Annotated in this window: 17 protein-coding genes; 12 read left to right on the top strand and 5 right to left on the bottom strand. The window is 68.7% G+C overall.

Annotated features, from left to right (window positions below; translation table 11 throughout):
• The first annotated feature begins 2 nt into the window (after window positions 1–2).
• From fdxB to ACRWK7_RS05105, 11 genes are all read left to right on the top strand, one after another.
• Window positions 3–296: a ferredoxin III, nif-specific gene (gene fdxB, locus ACRWK7_RS05155; RefSeq protein ID WP_431855125.1), complete on the top strand. Its 294-nt coding sequence runs from the start codon at window positions 3–5 to the stop codon at window positions 294–296.
• 361 nt (window positions 297–657) lie between these two features.
• The gene (locus ACRWK7_RS05150) at window positions 658–1,041 is read left to right on the top strand and encodes a HesB/IscA family protein (RefSeq protein WP_431855124.1); all 384 of its coding nucleotides are present in this window, start codon (window positions 658–660) and stop codon (window positions 1,039–1,041) included.
• A gap of 23 nt (window positions 1,042–1,064) precedes the next feature.
• Window positions 1,065–1,982: a Fe-S cluster assembly protein NifU gene (gene nifU, locus ACRWK7_RS05145; RefSeq protein WP_431855123.1), complete on the top strand. Its 918-nt coding sequence runs from the start codon at window positions 1,065–1,067 to the stop codon at window positions 1,980–1,982.
• Between the two features lie 2 nt (window positions 1,983–1,984).
• Entirely contained in the window at window positions 1,985–3,187 is a 1,203-nt protein-coding gene (nifS, locus tag ACRWK7_RS05140) for a cysteine desulfurase NifS (protein WP_431855122.1), read from the top strand.
• 122 nt (window positions 3,188–3,309) lie between these two features.
• Window positions 3,310–4,437 carry a homocitrate synthase gene (nifV, locus tag ACRWK7_RS05135; RefSeq protein WP_431855121.1) on the top strand — a complete coding sequence of 376 codons (1,128 nt, stop codon included), beginning with the start codon at window positions 3,310–3,312 and terminating at the stop codon, window positions 4,435–4,437.
• Complete coding sequence (cysE, locus tag ACRWK7_RS05130; RefSeq protein ID WP_431855120.1) at window positions 4,434–5,210, top strand: serine O-acetyltransferase; 777 nt, start codon at window positions 4,434–4,436, stop codon at window positions 5,208–5,210. Before nifV ends, cysE begins: the two co-directional genes overlap by 4 nt.
• The gene (gene nifW / locus ACRWK7_RS05125; protein ID WP_431855119.1) at window positions 5,207–5,530 is read left to right on the top strand and encodes a nitrogenase-stabilizing/protective protein NifW; all 324 of its coding nucleotides are present in this window, start codon (window positions 5,207–5,209) and stop codon (window positions 5,528–5,530) included. The genes cysE and nifW overlap by 4 nt, the downstream gene beginning before the upstream one ends.
• A gap of 723 nt (window positions 5,531–6,253) precedes the next feature.
• Window positions 6,254–7,084 (top strand): electron transfer flavoprotein subunit beta/FixA family protein, encoded by an 831-nt coding sequence (locus tag ACRWK7_RS05120; protein WP_431855118.1) that lies wholly within the window; start codon window positions 6,254–6,256, stop codon window positions 7,082–7,084.
• A gap of 12 nt (window positions 7,085–7,096) precedes the next feature.
• On the top strand, window positions 7,097–8,182 hold the full coding sequence (locus ACRWK7_RS05115) for an electron transfer flavoprotein subunit alpha/FixB family protein (protein ID WP_431855117.1): 1,086 nt from the start codon (window positions 7,097–7,099) through the stop codon (window positions 8,180–8,182).
• Between the two features lie 14 nt (window positions 8,183–8,196).
• Window positions 8,197–9,498 carry an FAD-dependent monooxygenase gene (locus ACRWK7_RS05110; protein ID WP_431855116.1) on the top strand — a complete coding sequence of 434 codons (1,302 nt, stop codon included), beginning with the start codon at window positions 8,197–8,199 and terminating at the stop codon, window positions 9,496–9,498.
• On the top strand, window positions 9,495–9,803 hold the full coding sequence (locus ACRWK7_RS05105; protein WP_431855115.1) for a ferredoxin family protein: 309 nt from the start codon (window positions 9,495–9,497) through the stop codon (window positions 9,801–9,803). The genes ACRWK7_RS05110 and ACRWK7_RS05105 overlap by 4 nt, the downstream gene beginning before the upstream one ends.
• Window positions 9,804–9,906: 103 nt before the next feature.
• On the opposite strand, the gene ACRWK7_RS05100 is transcribed toward ACRWK7_RS05105, so the two are convergent.
• From ACRWK7_RS05100 to ACRWK7_RS05090, 3 genes are all read right to left on the bottom strand, one after another.
• The gene (locus ACRWK7_RS05100; RefSeq protein WP_431855114.1) at window positions 9,907–10,404 is read right to left on the bottom strand and encodes an HXXEE domain-containing protein; all 498 of its coding nucleotides are present in this window, start codon (window positions 10,402–10,404) and stop codon (window positions 9,907–9,909) included.
• Between the two features lie 120 nt (window positions 10,405–10,524).
• Window positions 10,525–10,908, bottom strand: a complete 384-nt coding sequence (locus ACRWK7_RS05095) for a nuclear transport factor 2 family protein (protein ID WP_431855113.1) — start codon at window positions 10,906–10,908, stop codon at window positions 10,525–10,527.
• A gap of 99 nt (window positions 10,909–11,007) precedes the next feature.
• The gene (locus ACRWK7_RS05090) at window positions 11,008–11,451 is read right to left on the bottom strand and encodes an Rrf2 family transcriptional regulator (protein WP_431855112.1); all 444 of its coding nucleotides are present in this window, start codon (window positions 11,449–11,451) and stop codon (window positions 11,008–11,010) included.
• 154 nt (window positions 11,452–11,605) lie between these two features.
• Between ACRWK7_RS05090 and ACRWK7_RS05085 the strand changes: the two genes are divergently transcribed.
• Complete coding sequence (locus ACRWK7_RS05085; protein ID WP_431855111.1) at window positions 11,606–12,019, top strand: hemerythrin domain-containing protein; 414 nt, start codon at window positions 11,606–11,608, stop codon at window positions 12,017–12,019.
• Between the two features lie 101 nt (window positions 12,020–12,120).
• Here ACRWK7_RS05085 and ACRWK7_RS05080 read toward each other — a convergent pair whose 3' ends face one another.
• Both ACRWK7_RS05080 and ACRWK7_RS05075 read right to left on the bottom strand, forming a co-directional pair.
• Window positions 12,121–14,559, bottom strand: a complete 2,439-nt coding sequence (locus ACRWK7_RS05080) for an ATP-binding protein (RefSeq protein ID WP_431855110.1) — start codon at window positions 14,557–14,559, stop codon at window positions 12,121–12,123.
• Window positions 14,560–14,705: 146 nt separating this feature from the next.
• The gene (locus tag ACRWK7_RS05075) at window positions 14,706–17,672 is read right to left on the bottom strand and encodes a response regulator (RefSeq protein ID WP_431855109.1); all 2,967 of its coding nucleotides are present in this window, start codon (window positions 17,670–17,672) and stop codon (window positions 14,706–14,708) included.
• Window positions 17,673–17,796: the final 124 nt, after the last annotated feature.

Genomic DNA, 17,796 nt, shown 5'->3' with positions numbered 1-17,796 from the left:
CCATGAGCGCATTCGTCACCGGCCTGACCCGCGGCGGGGCCGCCTGGACGCCGAAGTTCGTCGAGAGCATCGACCGCAAGCAGTGCATCGGCTGCGGCCGCTGCTTCAAGGTTTGCGGCCGCGACGTGCTGGAGCTGATCGGCATCACCGAGGACGGCGACATCGTCGACGCCTTCGACGATGAGGCCGAGAAGAAGGTCATGAGCATCAAGACGGCCGGCAACTGCGTCGGCTGCGAGAGCTGCTCCAAGGTCTGCTCGAAGAGCTGCATCACCAACCTGCCGCTGGCGGCGTAACCGTTCCGGCCTCACCCGTCTCTCCCGGGGCCCGGAGGTGGGGTGGGGAAGCATGATTCAGGCCGAAACCCTGCTTCCCCACCCGCGTCTCCTTACATTTCCCGCACCCATTGCCCCCACCCCCGCCTCCCCCGCTTCGCAGGGGAGGGTGCCTTTTTTCCCCCTCCCCTGCGAAGCGGGGGAGGGGTCAGGGGTGGGGGCAAGCGTTCCGTCATTGTCGCTGTCGCAAACCCGACAATCGTCGCGAATCCCCCACCCCCGAAAACCTGACAATCCTTCCATATCAGCGCCTTACCATTTGGCACGCCGCATGCTTCTTGTCTCCCCAGACAGGCTTCACGAGCCGAAAGGAGACGAAGACATGGTGACCCTCACGCAGACGGCGGTGGCCACGTTGGAGACGGTCCTGGCGAAGTCCGGATCGATGGTGCAGGGGCTGCGCATCGCCGTCACCGACGGCGGCTGTGCCGGGCTGAAGTACCAGATGGGCCTGGAGGCCGAGGCGGCCGACGACGACGAAGTGATCGCGTTCGGCGGCGTGCGCGTCTTCGTCGATCCCCACAGCGCCCCGCTGCTCGACGGCGTCGTCGTCGACTTCGTGGAAGGCATCGAGGGCGCCGGCTTCACGTTCGACAACCCGAAGGCCAGCAGCTGCGGCTGCGGCAAGTCCTTCTCCGTCGGCGGCTCCTGCTCGTCGGCAACGGCTGGGGCGGCCGCGTCGTCCTGCGGCACCTCCACGCACTGATCCCCTGAAGAAGGCATCCGCCCATGTGGAACTACACCGACAAGGTCAAGGAGCACTTCTTCAACCCGAAGAACGCCGGCGTGCTCGACGGCGCCAACGCGGTCGGCGAGGTCGGCTCGATCACCTGCGGCGACGCGCTGAAGCTGATGATGAACGTGAACCCGGCCACCAACGTGATCGAGGACGCGCGTTTCCAGACCTTCGGCTGCGGCTCGGCCATCGCCTCCTCTTCGGCGCTGACCGAGATGATCATCGGCAAGACCGTCGATGAGGCCCTCCGGCTCACCAACCGCGACATCGCCGAGTACCTGGGCGGCCTGCCGCCGGAGAAGATGCACTGCTCGGTCATGGGCGCCGAGGCGCTGCGCGCCGCCATCGCCGCCTACAAGGGCGAGGCGTGGGACGACGACCACGAGGAAGGTGACCTGGTCTGCAAGTGCTTCGGCATCGACGCCGCGATGATCGAGCGCGCCGTCACCGTCAACGGCCTGACCACGCTGGAGGAGGTCACCCACTACACCAAGGCCGGCGGCTCCTGCCAGACCTGCCACGAGAAGATCGAGGACGTGCTGGAGGCGGTGCTCGCCAAGACCGGCGCTTTGAAACCCGCCAAGGCGCACGCCCCGGGCACCGTCGGCCTCGACGCCATCCTGCCGCTGAAGCCGAAGGAAGCCGCCCCGCCGCCGAAGCTGACCAACGTGCAGCGCATGCAGGCGATCATGATGGCCATCGAGGAGATCCGCCCGCAGATCCGCAAGGACGGCGGCGACGTCGAGCTGGTCGATATCGACGGCAAGGACATCTACGTGCGGCTCTCCGGCGCCTGCTCCGGCTGCTCGCAGTCGGCCGGCACCATGATGGGCGTGCAGATGAAGCTGGTCGAGAAGCTGGGCGAGTTCGTCCGCGTCAAGCCGGCCTCCCTCATGCCGGCGGGGGCGTGACCATGGCGGGGATCTACCTGGATAACAACGCCACCACCCGCGTCGACGCGGAAGTGCTGGCCGAGATGCTGCCGCTGTTCACCCAGGACTTCGGCAACCCCTCCTCCATGCACGGCTTCGGCGCCGCCGTCGGCGGCAAGATCGAGTGGGCGCGCCAGCAGGTGCAGGCGCTGCTGGGCGCCGCGCACGACAGCGAGGTCGTCTTCACTTCCGGTGGCACCGAGAGCGACAACACGGCGATCCTCTCCGCGCTGGAGGCCTACCCGAAGAAGAAGAGCATCGTCACCAGCGTGGTCGAGCACCCCGCCGTGCTGGCGCTGTGCGAGCACCTGGAGAAGAAGCGCGGCTACACCGTCCACCGCATCGGCGTGGACGGCAAGGGCAACCTCGACATGGACGCCTACAAGGCGGCGCTGTCGGAGGACGTCGCCATCGTCTCCATCATGTGGGCCAACAACGAGACCGGGACGATCTTCCCCATCGAGGAACTGGCGACGCTGGCGAAGGCCGTCGGCGCGGTGTTCCACACCGACGCGGTGCAGGCGGTCGGCAAGATCTCGATGAAGCTAGCGGACAGCGCGGTCGACATGCTGTCGCTGTCCGGCCACAAGCTGCACGCGCCGAAGGGCATCGGGGCGCTGTACGTCAAGCGCGGCCTGCGCTTCCGCCCGATGCTGCGCGGCGGCCACCAGGAGCGCTCGCGCCGCGCCGGCACCGAGAACGCGCCGGGCATCGTCGGCCTGGGGGCGGCGGCGCAGCTGGCGCTGGTCCACATGCAGGACGAGAACACCCGCGTGAAGGCGCTCCGCGACAGGCTGGAGGCGGCGATCCTGGAGGCGGTGCCGAACTGCTTCGTCACCGGCAACCCGGCCAACCGCCTGCCCAACACCTGCAACGTCGCCTTCGAGTACATCGAGGGCGAGGCGATCCTGCTGCTGCTGAACGAGCACGGCATCGCCGCCTCGTCGGGCTCCGCCTGCACGTCGGGCTCGCTGGAGCCCAGCCACGTCATGCGGGCGATGGGCGTGCCGTATACGGCCGCGCACGGCGCCACCCGCTTCTCGCTGTCGCGCGAGACGACGGACGCCGAGATCGACCAGGTGATCGCCGTGGTGCCCGGCATTATCGAGCGGCTGCGCAGCCTGTCGCCCTACTGGGCAGGGGCCGGCGCGGCGCCGAAGGCGTTCGCGCCGACCTACGCGTAACCGCGGCTGCCCCCTCCCCATCCCTCCCCCGCTGCCGCGGTGGAGGGGGCAGAACGGAGGAGTTCCCTCTCCCGCGACAGCGGGGGAGGGTTAGGGAGGGGGCTTCGTTCTGGGAGACACCGATGCACACGCCCGGTTTCGTCACCATCAACGACACCACGTTGCGCGACGGCGAGCAGACGGCCGGCGTCGCCTTCACGCTCGCCGAGAAGATCGCCATCGCCCGCGCCCTCGACGACGTCGGCGTGCCGGAGCTGGAGATCGGCATCCCCGCCATGGGCGCGGAGGAGCGCGAGGGCATCCGCGCCGTCGCCGCGCTCGGCCTGCACGCGCGACTGATGGTCTGGTGCCGGATGACCGACACCGACCTGGAGGCGGCGCTGAGCTGCGGCGTGGACTTCGTCAACCTCTCCATGCCGGTCTCCGACATCCACATCACGAAGAAGCTGCGCCGCTCGCGCACCTGGGCGCTGGGGCAGATCGACCGCATGGTGCGCATGGCGCGCGACGCCGGGGTGGACGTCAGCCTGGGCGGCGAGGACTCGTCCCGCGCCGACATGGACTTCCTGATCCAGGCGGCGATCACCGCACAGATCGCCGGCGCCCGGCGCTTCCGCTTCGCCGACACGCTGGGCGTGCTCGACCCGTTCCAGACCTACGCGGCCATCGCCCGCATTCGCGCCGCCACCGATCTGGAGATCGAGATCCACTCCCACGACGACCTCGGCCTCGCCACGGCGAACTCCCTGGCCGCGGTGCAGGGCGGCGCCACCCACGTCAACACCACGGTCAACGGCCTGGGCGAGCGCGCCGGCAACGCGCCGCTGGAGGAGGTGGTGATGGCGCTGAAGGTGCTGCACCGCCGCGAGACCGGCGTCGACACCCGCTCCTTCGGCGCGATCTCGCAGCTGGTCGAGGCGGCGTCGAACCGGCCGGTGGCGGTCAACAAGTCGATCGTCGGCTCGGCGGTGTTCACGCACGAGGCCGGCATCCATGTGGACGGCCTGCTGCGCGACCGCCAGACCTACCAGAACTTCGACCCAGCCGAGGTCGGGCGCGAGCACCGCATCGTGCTCGGCAAGCACTCGGGCACCGCCGCCGTAAAGCTGGCCTACGCCCAGATGGGCGTCACACTGGAGGACGCCGAGGCGCAGGCGATCCTGCCCCGGGTGCGCAGCCTCGCCACCACCGCCAAGCGCGCGCCGACTCCCGACGAGCTGCGCGCCTTCCGGGAGGGGGTGCCGGCATGACGGCCATCGCTGACACGACTCCCCTGCCCGCCCCCGGCCTGCTGCGGCTGCTGAAGGAGGACGTGACCTGCGTGTTCGGCCGCGACCCGGCAGCGCGCAACGGCTGGGACGTGCTGACCTGCTACCCCGGCGTCCACGCGCTGATGGCGCATCGGCTGGCGCACGCGCTGTGGCGGCGGGGCCTGCGCTGGCCGGCGCGCTTCCTGTCCTACCTGTCGCGGGCGGTGACGGCCATCGACATCCACCCGGGCGCCCGGATCGGCCGGCGTTTCTTCATCGACCACGGCGCCGGCGTGGTGATCGGCGAGACGGCGGAGATCGGCGACGACGTGACGCTCTACCATGGCGTCACCCTGGGCGGCACCACCTGGAACCGGGGGAAGCGCCACCCGACGCTGGAGGACGGCGTGCTGGTCGGCGCCGGGGCGAAGATCCTCGGCCCCATCACGGTCGGCCGCAACGCGCGGGTCGGCGCCAACTCGGTGGTCACCAAGGAGGTGCCGGACGGCATGACCGTGGTCGGCATCCCCGGCCGCGTGGTGCGCCCGGCGACGGCGCGGCGCCTGACGGACGCCGGCATCGACCTCGACCACCACCTGATGCCCGACCCGGTCGGCAAGGCCATCGCCTGCCTGATCGACCACATCAACCGCCTGGAGGCCCGGCTGGATATGGCCGACACCGCGTCCGCCGGGGCGGTGTGCGCGTCGTGCGGCGACCTCTGCGACCAGCGCGCCTGCGGCGCGGACCCCGTGAAAGGACTGGACATATGAGCTTCAAGGACGACTTCGAGGACCTGGAGAGCGCCGAGGACTTCCTGACCTTCCTGGGCGTGACCTACGAGCGCCGCGTGGTGGACGTGAACCGCCTGCACATCCTGCAGCGTTTCCACGACTACCTCGCCGCCGACACCGGCCTGGAGAGCCTGACCGACGACGCCGACCTCGCCGCCCGCCACCGCGCCCACCTGGAACGCGCCTATCGCGACTTCATGGCCAGCACCGGCGTGGCCGAGAAGACCTTCAAGGTCCACCAGCAGCAGGCCGAGCGGATGAGCGACCGGTTCGTGTTGCTGGATTCGCTCATGTCTTGAGCTGCGCCCTTATCGCCCGCAGTCGCCCAATTCGTCATGGCCGGGCTTATCCCCATAGGCGCTCAGTTTAGCGGTTGGCGGCCGGCTTCGGCGACCGATCACTGTCCCAAACCGTCATCCCCGCGAAGGCGGGGATCCATAACTCCCAAGGCAAGAGGCTGTGGAACGTATGGATCCCCGCCTTCGCGGGGATGACGGCCAAATAATGTCTGGAGCGATGCCCAGGACGCTAACTCAGCGCCCATGAGGACAAGCCCGGGCATGACGGTTCATGCAAAGCCGCCCTGCTGAGCTTCGGAAAAGCCACCGCCCATTTGCACAGGTCTGTATTTTTCCTGTCGGGCGATGCCCCGCTCCGGTCCATAGTCCGCTCCAGGCTGATGCTGCAGTCCATCCTGCGCCATCGCTCGATCAAGCAGCAAGGCGCCTCGCGGCGGGCCGAGTGGTCCTACCACCGCTGTTTAGAATCCGACAAAGCACCCGTCATGTCATGAACGCGACACAGTGGCAGGCGCTCGCTAAAACCGTAGAATCCAAGCTCTTTCAGCGCCTTAAAGGCTAAACTGAAACGCTGGCACGCTCCTTGCTCAACCCTGTGCACGGCCCAAAACGGCCGTACGAGCCTCGCGGCGCATCGCGCACCATTGCCATAACGGCAAATTGGTACCATAATGCGATTATCCGTACGGCCAGCAACTTCCCGCGGTGCAGCAGGAGACCGGCATGCACATCGTCGTCTGTATCAAGCAGGTCCCGGACAGCGCGCAGATCCGCATCCATCCGGTGACCAACACCATCATGCGGCAGGGTGTGCCGGCGATCATCAATCCCTTCGACCTCTTCTCGCTGGAGGAGGCGTTGCGCATCAAGGACCGCACCGGCGCCAAGGTCACCGTGCTGACCATGGGCCCGCCGATGGCCGAGGCCTCGCTGCGCAAGGCGCTGTCCTTCGGCGCCGACGCCGCAGTGCTGCTGACCGACCGCAAGTTCGCCGGCTCGGACACGCTGGCCACGTCCTACGCGCTGACCTCGGCCATCAAGAAGCTGCACGAGGAGGACCCGGTCGACCTCGTGTTCTGCGGCAAGCAGACGGTGGACGGCGACACCGCCCAGGTCGGCCCCGGCATCGCCACGCGCCTGGGCCTCCAGCAGCTCACCTACATCGCGAAGATCGAGGACGTGGACGCGGAAAAGCGCGAGATCACGGTGCATCGCCGCTCCGAAGGCGGCGTGCAGGTGCTGAAGACGGCGCTGCCCTGCATGATCACCATGCTGGAGGGCACCAACACCATCCGCTTCGGCACCATGGACGACCTGTTCCGCGCCGCGCGCACGCCGCTGCGCCAGTGGGGCAAGGACGACTGCGTCGAGGACGAGACCAAGGTCGGCCTCAAGGGCTCGCCCACCGTGGTCTCCAAGGTCTTCGTGCCGAAGCCGCGCGCCCAGAAGGCCAACATCATCGAGGGCGACGGCCCCGCCGCGCAGGCGGCGGCGGCCATCGACACCATCTTCGCCGCCCAGCCCAAGCTCGCCTCCGAGCTGCTCGCCCGATAAGGAGACCCGCACATGAGCGAAGCACCCTCCAAGGGGCCGCAGGGCCGCCGCTTCCAGCTGCCCGAGCACCTCAAGGCCTACCAGGGCGTCTGGGTCATCGTCGAGCAGGAGCGCGGCCAGGCCCACTCTGTCTCGTGGGAGCTGGTGGGCGAGGCCCGCAAGCTGGCCGACAAGCTGGGTACGGACGTCGGCGCCGTGGTGCTGGGCGCCGAGAGCCCGGACCTCGACCGCATCTGCGGCGAGGCGTTCGGCTTTGGGGCCGACGTGGTCTACAAGGTGACCGATCCGGTCCTGGCCGACTACCGCACCGAGCCGTACGCCCGCGTCATGACCGAGGTGGTCAACGCCCACAAGCCGGAGATCGTGCTGCTGGGCGCCACCACGCTGGGCCGCGACCTCGCCGGCGCCATCGCCACCACGCTGCAGACCGGCCTGACCGCCGACTGCACCGAGCTGGACATCTACGCCGAGAACCGCAGCCTCGCCGCCACCCGGCCGACCTTCGGCGGCACGCTGCTCTGCACCATCCAGACGTTGGCCTTCCGCCCGCAGATGGCGACCGTCCGCCCGCGCGTCATGGCGATGCCCGACCGCGACGAGAGCCGCGTCGGCCGCGTGATCGAGATCACGCCGGCCCTGGCGGAGGAGGACGTCGTCACCAAGGTGCTGCGCTTCATCCCCGACAGCGCGCAGAACGAGGCGCAGCTCGCCTTCGCCGACATCATCGTCGCCGCCGGCAAGGGCCTGGGCAAGCCGGAGAACCTCGGTCTGGTCTGGGACCTTGCCAAGGTGCTGGGCGCCGAGGTCGGCGTGACGCGCCCGCTGGTGCAGGCCGGCTGGGCAACCTTCGACCGCCAGGTCGGGCAGACCGGCAAGACGGTGCGCCCGAAGCTCTACATCGCCGCCGGCATCTCGGGCGCCATCCAGCACCGGGTGGGCATGGAGAAGGCCGACCTGATCCTGGCGATCAACACCGACAGACAAGCGCCGATCTTCGACTTCGCGCACCACGCGATTGTCGGCGACGCCTTGCAGGTGCTCCCCGCCCTGACGGAGGCCTTCGCCAAACGCCTTCAGGTCAACCGGCTGGCGAGCTGAGGAGGGACAGGACCATGGTGGAAAAGTTCGATGCCATCGTCGTCGGCGCCGGACCGTCCGGCAACGCTGCGGCCTACACGCTGGCCAAGTCCGGCCTGAGCGTGCTTCAGCTGGAGCGCGGCGAGTACCCCGGCGCCAAGAACGTCCAGGGCGGCATCATGTACGCCGCGGAGCTGGAGAAGCTCATCCCGGACTTCCGCGAGGATTGCCCGACCGAGCGCCACGTCATCGAGCAGCGCATCTGGTTGCTGGGCGACGACAGCTACATCGGCACCAACTACCGCTCGGACGGCTACAACACCGAGACGCCGAACCGCTACACGATCATCCGGGCCAACATTGACAAGTGGTTCTCCGAGAAGATCCGCGGCGCCGGCGCCCTGCAGATCTGCGAGACCACGGTGACCGAGCTGCTGCGCGACGCGTCCGGCAAGGTGTACGGCGTGCGCACCGACCGGGTGGGGGGCGAGATCCACGCTGACGTGGTGGTGATGGCCGACGGCGTCAACGCGCTGCTGGCCAAGCGCGCCGGCCTCCAGAAGGAGCTGGAGCCGCAGAACGTCGCACTGGCGGTGAAGGAGATCCTGTTCATCGATCCCGACCTGATCAACCAGCGCTTCGGCCTGAAGGGCGAGGAAGGCGTGGTCATCGAGATCATGGGCAAGGTGACCAAGGGGATGGTCGGCACCGCCTTCCTCTACACCAACAAGGAATCGCTGACGATCGGCATTGGCTGCCTGATCTCCGACTTCAAGAAGGCCGCGATTCCTCCGTACAAGATGCTGGAGGACCTGAAGCGCCACCCCGTCATCGCCCCCCTGATCGAGGGCGCGGAGATGAAGGAGTACGCCGCGCACATGATCCCCGAGGGCGGCTTCAACGCGGTGCCGGAGCTGTACGGCGACGGCTGGGTGGTGGCGGGCGACGCCGCGCACTTCAACAACGCCGCGCACCGCGAGGGCTCCAACCTCGCCATGGCCTCGGGGCGCATGGCGGCGGAGACGATCATCGCGCTCAAGAAGGCGGGCAAGCCGTTCACGGCAGCAAACCTCGCCGCCTACAAGAAGGCGCTGGACGACTCCTTCGTCATGAAGGACCTGAAGAAGTACAAGGATCTGCCGGGGATCATGCACGGGAACAAACAGTTCTTCGGCGCCTACCCCGACCTCCTCAACGCCGCCGCGCACAACCTCTTCACCGTGGACAGCGTCGACAAGCTGACCAAGGAGAAGGAGATCCTGCGCTCCTTCGTGAAGAAGCGCTCCGTGTTCGGGCTGGTTGGCGACGCGATCAAGCTGGCGAGGGCATTCCGATGAGCCACATTTCCGCCGTCTCTGGACCCAAGGTCGAAGAGAAGCTGTACCAGAACCGCTACATCGTCGACGAAAGCCATCCGCACATCGCGATCAGGGACCGGACGGTGTGCACCGACTGCGACAGCAAGGCGTGCACCTGGTGCTGCCCGGCGGCGTGCTACACCGCCGACGCCTCGGGCGCGGTGACGCTGGCCACCGACGGCTGCCTGGAGTGCGGCACCTGCCGCGTGGTCTGCCAGGACAAACAAAACATCGCCTGGGACTACCCGCGCGGCGGATACGGCATAAGTTACAAGTTCGGTTGAGGCCTGGGCGCACGCTATCCCGGCGCCCGGATCCCTCTCCTATCCGCCAGGACTTGCAAGCCCCTCCCCGCACCGCGTGGGGAGGGGTTTCTTCGTTGCGGCGTCAGTGCGCCAACTGGAACAGACCGGCCCAGATGACGACGAGCATGAGCGCCCCGCCGATCGCCACCGCGCCCGCGAAGGCCGCGCGGGAGAGGACCCGTTCGCCGAGCGCGGTCCAAGCGACCGCGAGCGAGATGGGAAAATAGAGCAGCACCGCCGTCATCAGCCCCGGCGAGAAGCGGTCGTACAGGAACGTGGTGGCCAGATGGAACACGAAGTTCCAGAACAGGTTGCCGCTCGCCCAGGACAGCAGCACGAAGGCGGACAGCGGCGACGGGCGGAACGCGGCCCAGGCGGTCAGGCTGAGCAGGATCGCCATGAACACCGCGTTGTTCAGCAGGAACGCCCCGCCGGTCATCGAACTGCCGAGCGTGTGGGTGACCCAGTCGGGAAAGCCCGTCCCGTACTCCTCGACGATGTGCGGCGCGAACGCCGCCGGCATCAGCCAGATCAGCCGGTGGAAGCGAAGGCGCGGCACCGGAAGGGCAATGGCGGACATACGCAACTCCTGACAATCGCCGGGAATCATACGCACACAGCGTATCCGTCCGGCGACCGGGCGCGCAAGCACCACCATCGCAAGTGGCAGGCCCAGGGAAGCGCCGCTTCGCGTCAACGTTCAGCCGGTGGCGCAACTCACCTCGTCCCAGGCCTGCACCGTCAGGTGCCGGGCGATCCGCCCACCGCGCAGGTCGAGCGTCATCGCCGACATCACGTGGCATCCATCGGGGTACGCGCACTCCTCAACGAAGGCGGCGCGCTCCGCCCCGACGACTTCGTGGCCGACGCGGTGCGACATGTCGCGCGAGCAGACGTCGCGCCAGAACGCCGCGATGGCCTCGCGCCCCTTCAGCGTCATGGGCGAACTTGGAGGCCGGTTGCGGTCGACGATGACCATCTCGGCGTCATCGGCGTAGAGCCGGACCAGCGTGTCGGCGTCGCTCTGCTCGAGTGCCCGCTTGAGGTCGCCGAAATCGAAGGAGTCGGAAGCCGCTGTCGCCATGGCGCACCCCCTGTTGATTCCCCGCGTGGATGCGCCAGGATACGCCGCCGGAGGCCGCCCGTCCCCGGCGCGGACGGATCTACGCCGCACGCGCCCTCATCATCCCCCGCAACGGCCTTGAAGGTCGAGCAGGCGGGCCATCTCGTCCGGTGCCGCGACCACGTCGGCCAGCGTGTAGCGCGACAGCACGCCGACGAAGGCCCGCAGCGCCTCGCCCAGGATGCCCCTCAGGCGGCAGGCCGCGGTGATGCGGCAGGCGTTGCCGGCCTCGAAGCACTCGACCAGCTCCATGTCCTCCATCTGCCGCACCAGATCTCCGAGGTTGACGGCCTCGGGCGGGCGGGCGAGACGGATGCCGCCGCCCTTGCCGCGCACCGCCTCGAGATAGCCGAGCCGGCTCAACTCCTGCACCACCTTGACCAGATGGTTGCCCGAGACGCCGTAGCGGTCGGCGATCTCCTGTGTCGTCGCCAGTGCGTCGCGCTTCAGCGCGCAATAGGCCAGGACGCGGATGCTGTAGTCGGTGTAGCGCGTGATCTGCATTCCAAACCCCTGGACGCGGCAAGGCATCTCCAAAATGGCGAATTATGCCATTTCAAAGCACTCTTTGATTGCATAGCGGCTCTGCTGGATTTGCACACCAGCCCGCTCCCGATAATATGCATTATAAATACATATTAAGCAAGGAGGCACGGCGATGTCGGATCTGGTTCGCACCCTGAAGAACGAGCACAACCAGCTGAAGGAGCTTCTCGACCGCGTGAAGGTGCTGGGCATCGGCACGGCGGAGGGGCAGCGGACGCTGCGCGGCGCCCGGCAGGTGTTCGTCGAACATCTTGCGCACGAGGACCGGGACTTCTATCCGGCCTTCCTGGCCGCCTCGGCCAGACGGCCCGACGCCGAGCGCATGGCGATGCAGTTCGCCGCCGAGATGACGGCGATCAGCAAGGACATCCTGGGCTTCTTCGACAAGTACAAGGACGGCGGTTCCGGCTTGGAGTACGCCCGCGACTTCGGCCGCCTGTCGGCCGCGCTGTTCCTGCGCTGGCACAAGGAGGAAAGCATCCTCTACACCCGCTACGCCGAACTCGCCGCGACGAAGGCGGCGTAACGGGTGCGCCGGGCGCGGAGGTGGCGACGGCCGCCCGCGCCCGGCTTCAGGTTCCCGAGGTCCCCACCGGGGCCCGTCCCCTCGCCTCCGCGGAAGGGGCGCTAGGACACCGCCCCATCCGGATGACCGACCAGAACGGACGCCCTGGCCTGCGCCAGCGCTTTGGCCTTGCGGATTTCATGTGCGGCCACGTCCAGCCAATGCCGGGCCTCCGCCACACGGCCGTCGCGACAGGCCTCGTCCAAGGCTCGACAGGCCTCGAGCATGGACGTGAAGTCGAGGGTTGCCGAGGTGCCCGAGAGGCGGTGGGCCACCGCCCGGAGTTCACGGAGGTTGTCGCGGCACCCCTCGAGTTCCTCCACCCAGCCGTCCGCCTGCTCGACGAACAGGTCGAGCATCTGCACCAGCACCGAGGGCGACACGTCCGCGAAATCCGCCGCCCGCACCGCGTCGCCGGTCCCCGACGGCGCTTGGACGGTCTCCAGAAAGCCGTCGATCGTCCTCAGCAACTCCGGCCAGACGACCGGCTTCCTGACACAGCCATTCATGCCGGCGGCTTGCAACGCCTCGGCCTCGTGCGATCCGTCCGCGGTCATGGCGATGATGGGAATGGCGGACACCCCGCCCGGCAGGTCGCGGATGATCCTGGTCGTCTCGATGCCGTCGAGCACCGGCATCATCACATCCATGAGGATGAGGTCGAACGGGCGCTTCTGGACCGCGGCGACGGCCTCCGCCCCATTCTCGACCGCCTCGACCCGATGTCCCGCCCTTTCCAGCATGGAGCGCGCCAGGATCCGGTTCAGGTCGACGTCGTCAACCAGCAGGATCGCGCCGCGGCGGGCGGTCTCCCGCGGCGGCGGTACGGGTGAGGTTTCGCCTCCGGCGGGCTTCTCGCCCATGGCCAAGCGGATCGTGACGTGAAAGGCGCTGCCTTCGCCGACCACGCTTTCGACCCGGATCGTTCCCCCCATCATCTCGACCAGCGCCTTGCAGATCGCCAGCCCCAGGCCGGTGCCGCCGTACCGGCGCGTCGTCGAGGTCTCGGCTTGGCTGAAGCGCTGGAACAGCCGCCCCATGTGATCCGCGGAAATGCCAACGCCGGTGTCCCGGACGACGAACCGGAGGTCGCAGGATCCGTCATCCCGCGTGCGGTGGCCGACCGACACGGTTACGGCGCCGTGGGCGGTGAACTTCACGCCGTTGCCGAGCAGGTTGATGAGGATCTGCTGCAGGCGCACCGGATCCCCGCGGACGAAGCGCGGCACATCGGGCTCCGCCACCATCCCGATCTCAAGACCCTTGGCCTGCGCCATGGGCCGGACGAGGGCGACGCATTCGCCGACCAGTTCCGGCAGATCGAACGACACCGATTCCAGTTCGAGGCGGCCCGCCTCGATCTTCGAGTAATCGAGGATGTCGTCGATCAGCCGAAGCAGCGAACGGGCGGCGCGCTGCTGGTGCTCGATGTACCGCGTCTGCTCGTCGGTAAGACCGGACTGCACCAGCGCCTCGGCAAAGCCGAGGATGCCGTTGAGCGGTGTGCGCAGCTCGTGGCTCATCATCGCCAGGAACACCGACTTTTCACGGTTCTCCTGGTCGGCGCGATCCCGCTGCCCCTTGACTTCGGCGATGTGCCGTTCGGCAACCCGCGTGCCGCGCCGGGTCAGGGAGATGGACAAGCCCCCCGCGGCGACGATCGCCACGGCGGCGCCGAGGACGAGCAACCACATGATCGTGCGGTACTCGGCCTCCACCACGGCGATCGGTGCGGCGATGGCCACGTGCCACGGCGCTCCGGCGATCGGCATGGTGAACGCGTAGACCCGGTCACCTTCCTTGACGGTCCCCTGAAAGACCCCCGACGCGCCCGAACCGAACCGTGCCCGAAGGTCCTCGGTGGCCGGCACCCCGACGAACCGCTCGGCCGCCTTGTTGCGGCCGAGGATGATGCCGTTGGCATCAACGACGGCGCCGACCCATTGCTCCGGGAGGCCATAGGCCTGCAGCAGATCGGAGAGCGCCTCGGGGTTCAGAGCCGCCACCACCGAATAGCGCACCGCCCCGTCGCGGATGGCCGGGAAACGCACCGCGATCGTGCCCGCGACAAGATTGCTGACGGCTGGAGCCCCGGTCTCCCAGGTCCGCTTGAGGGACTCGGGATCCCGTACGGGCGGCAACGGCTCTCCGGCGGCATAGCCGAGATTCATCAACTGCCGCTCGGCGTCGGTGAGGAGGACGGTGCGCCAATCCGCCCGTTGCTCGAAAACACGCTGCGCTTCCGTCCGGAAGCTCTCGATGTCGCCCCGGTCGAGCGCGGTGGACTGCGCGAGGGCGGCCAGGTGGCCCAGTTCGTCCGTCAGCATGCGCGCGACGGCGTTGGATACGCCCTGCGCCGCCCTTTCAAGGGTCTCGGCCACCGCATCCTGTTGTTGGCTTCGTATCATGCCGAACAAAAGCAGCATGTAAGCCAGCAGCGGGAGCAGACCAAGGACAATGAACCAATGGAGGCGCCTGACCCTTTGCATCAATATCTGCATCGGCTTTGTGATCGCTCGAACCCTACATTAGCAATCCGCGAAATTGCCATAGCAAATAAGCGCTGAGGTCAGAGCCTCCTCCAAAGCCAGCGGAACAGGGACATATCCTGACGGTCATTCACCCACGGAAGACAGGCTGTCGGCGGTCACAGCGCCCCGATGTACACCGCGACCCGGTCCAGTTCCTCGGACACCCTGACCGCCAGCGGCTCCAGCCCCTCCGTGCGGCCTTCCACCACGGCGGTCTCCAGCGCGTCGCCGGCCGCCGCCAGCGCTGCGGCGCCCACGGTGCGGGACGAGCCGGCCAGCTTGTGCGCCGCCTGCCGCACCTCCTCCCACGCCTGGGTTTCCAGCGCCTTGAACAGGCGCTCGCGGGTGGCGAGATTGGACGCCAGGAACTCCTGGAGGAGTTGGCGCAGGAACTCCTCGTCGCCGTCGAACAGCGCGGCCAGCGCGCTGGTGTCTAGCGGCGACATGGCGTCGCGCGCGGCCGGCGCGGCGGCGCCCGGCTGCGGACCCGCGGAGACGGAGGGCAGGTAGCGCTCGACGATGCGCTTCAACTCGCCGACCTCCACCGGCTTGGAGACGCTGTCGTCCATGCCGGCGGCCAAGCACTTCTGCGCCTCGCCCTCCATGGCGTTGGCTGTGATGGCGACGATCGGCAGATGAGCGCCGGAATCCACCTCGGCCTCGCGGATCGCGCGGGTCAGGTCGAAGCCGTCCATCTCCGGCATCTGGCAGTCGGTCAGCAGCAGCGCGTAGCGCCCGCTGCGCCACTTCGCCAGCGCCTCGCGCCCGTCCGCGGCCACCTCGGCGGCGTGGCCGAGCAGGGCCAACTGCCGCAGCACCACCTGCCGGTTGGTCGGATGGTCCTCGGCCACCAGGATCAGCCGGCCCTCGGCCAACGCCTCGTCCACCGAGGGGCTGTGGCGCGCCGGCGCCGGCACGATGGCGTCGCCGTACGCCTCGCCATCGGTCTCCGCCGCCTGCCGCCCGGACGCCACCAGCGCGCCGCGCACCAACGCGCTGCGCCGCACCGGGCGCGGGATCACGGTCGGCCCGCCCGGCCCGCCGGGGGTCGGCGCCTGCGCCACCACCACCATGCCGGCGTCCATCAGCCTGCGCTCGCAGCGCAGCCCGTCGAGGTCCGCCTCCTCGGCCGCCACGACCACGTCGCACACCGCCCCGGCGTCCAGCTCGCGCAGCGCCGGCAGCGCGTCCGGCGCCTCGATGACCCGCGCGCCCTCGGCGCTCAGGTACCGGGCGATGAAGCGGCGCTCGTCGCCCTCGGGATCGACGACCAGCACGCGCAGGCCGGCCAGCGGCGCGCTCTCCGGCTGCGCCGCCTCGGGCACCACGTCGGCGGTGAAGGTGAACCAGAAGGTGGCGCCGACGCCGGGCTCGCTCTCCACGCCGATCTCGCCGCCCATCAGCTCGGCGATGCGGCGGCAGATCGACAGGCCGAGCCCGGTGCCGCCGAAGCGGCGGGTGGTCGAGGCCTCGGCCTGGGTGAAGGGGCGGAACAGGCGGGCCTGCACGTCCTTGGCGATGCCGATGCCGGTGTCGATGACGGTGATGCCCACCGTCACCTTGCCGTCGCGCAGCGAGATCAGCTCGGCGCGGATCTTGACCGAGCCGGAGGGGGTGAACTTCACCGCGTTGCCGGCGATGTTGAACAGCACCTGCCGCACCCGCACCGGATCGCCCAGCACGGCCGCCGGCAGCTCCGGATCCACGTAGCTGATCAGCGCCAGCCCCTTCTTGCGGGCGCTGGGGGCCAGCGTGTCGGCGACGCCCTCCACCACCTGGGTCAGCGACACGGGCACCCGCTCGAGGTCCAGCTTGCCGGCCTCGATCTTCGAGAAGTCGAGGATGTCGTTGATGATGGTCAGCAGCGCGCCGGCGCTGTCGCGCACCACCGCCACCAGCTCGCGCTGCTCCGGCGTCAGCGGCGTGTATTCCAGCAGCTCCAGCATGCCCTGCACGCCGTTCATCGGCGTGCGGATCTCGTGGCTCATGGTGGCGAGGAACAGGGACTTCGCCTGGTTGGCCGCCTCCGCCTCGGCGCGCGCCGCCTCGGCGGCGCCCGACGCGGCGACCAGCGCGCGGGTGCGCTCCGCCACCTGGCCTTCCAGGGTGCGGTTCAGCTCGCTCAGCTCCTCGTAGAGGTGCACGTTGTCGAAGCCGACCGCGACCTTGGAGCAGAACACCTCGAGCAGCCGCCGCTCGTCCTCGTCCGGCGCGTGGCGGTGGCGGACGAAGACCACCGTGTCGTGATGCCGCGAGGTGGAGCGGAACACCAGCACGCTGCGCTCGCCCTCGCAGCGGTGGCGCATGTCGTCGAGCGCGCCGACCACCAGCGGCGCGTCCGCCTCCGGGAGTGCCGAACCGACACGCCGCCCCTCCAGCCCGGCGAGCGTGCCGCCGCCGCCGAACACCAGCGGCTCCCCCGCCGCCCCGGCCGCGCGGATGGCGAGCAGCGCCCCGGTGCAGGACGGAAAGATGGTGAGGATCTGCTGCACCGAGCCGCCGACGTAGTCGGCGATGGAGCGCTTGTCGAGCAGCGCCGAGGAGGCGTTGAGGATGCGCTCCAGCCCCTGGCGGTGGTGCTCGATGGCGGTGATGTCCTGGTAGCCGCGCAGCGCCGCCACCACCGAGGTGAACAGCTTCTGCGCCGTCAGCTCGGTCTTCGACTTGTAGTCGTTGATGTCGTAGTTGAGGATGACGTCGCGTTCCGGCGCCTGACCGGGCTGCCCCGTGCGCAGGATGATGCGCACACGGCGGTTGCGCAGGTCCGAGCGGATGAAGTGCACCAGCCGGAGGCCGGCGTCGTCCGACTCCATCACCACGTCGAGCAGCACCACGGCGATCTGCGGGTGCGCCGCCAGGACGCCGCGCGCCTCCGCCGCCGTGGCGGCCGAGAGGAACTGCGCCGGCCGCCCTTCGAAGGTGAAGCCGCGCAGCACCATCTTGGTGGTGGCGTGGATGGCCGGATCGTCGTCGACGATGAGGATCAGCCAGGGTTCGGCCGGTTCCGGCGCGGACTCCTTCGCCGACACCGCCTCGGCCTCAGAGCCCGGCTCCTCATCGGCAAACAGAAACTCGTCGCTCATCCGGCCCAGCCTTGCTCCGCACACATGCGATTTTCGACAACGGCCCGAATCTTTTCAATCGTCATCCCCGCGAAGGCGGGGATCCAGTGCTCGCGTCCGCGAGCCTCATGACTCAGATCGCCGC

This window comes from Azospirillum sp. (assembly GCF_050789165.1).
This window is presented reverse-complemented; position numbering and strand designations above follow the sequence as displayed.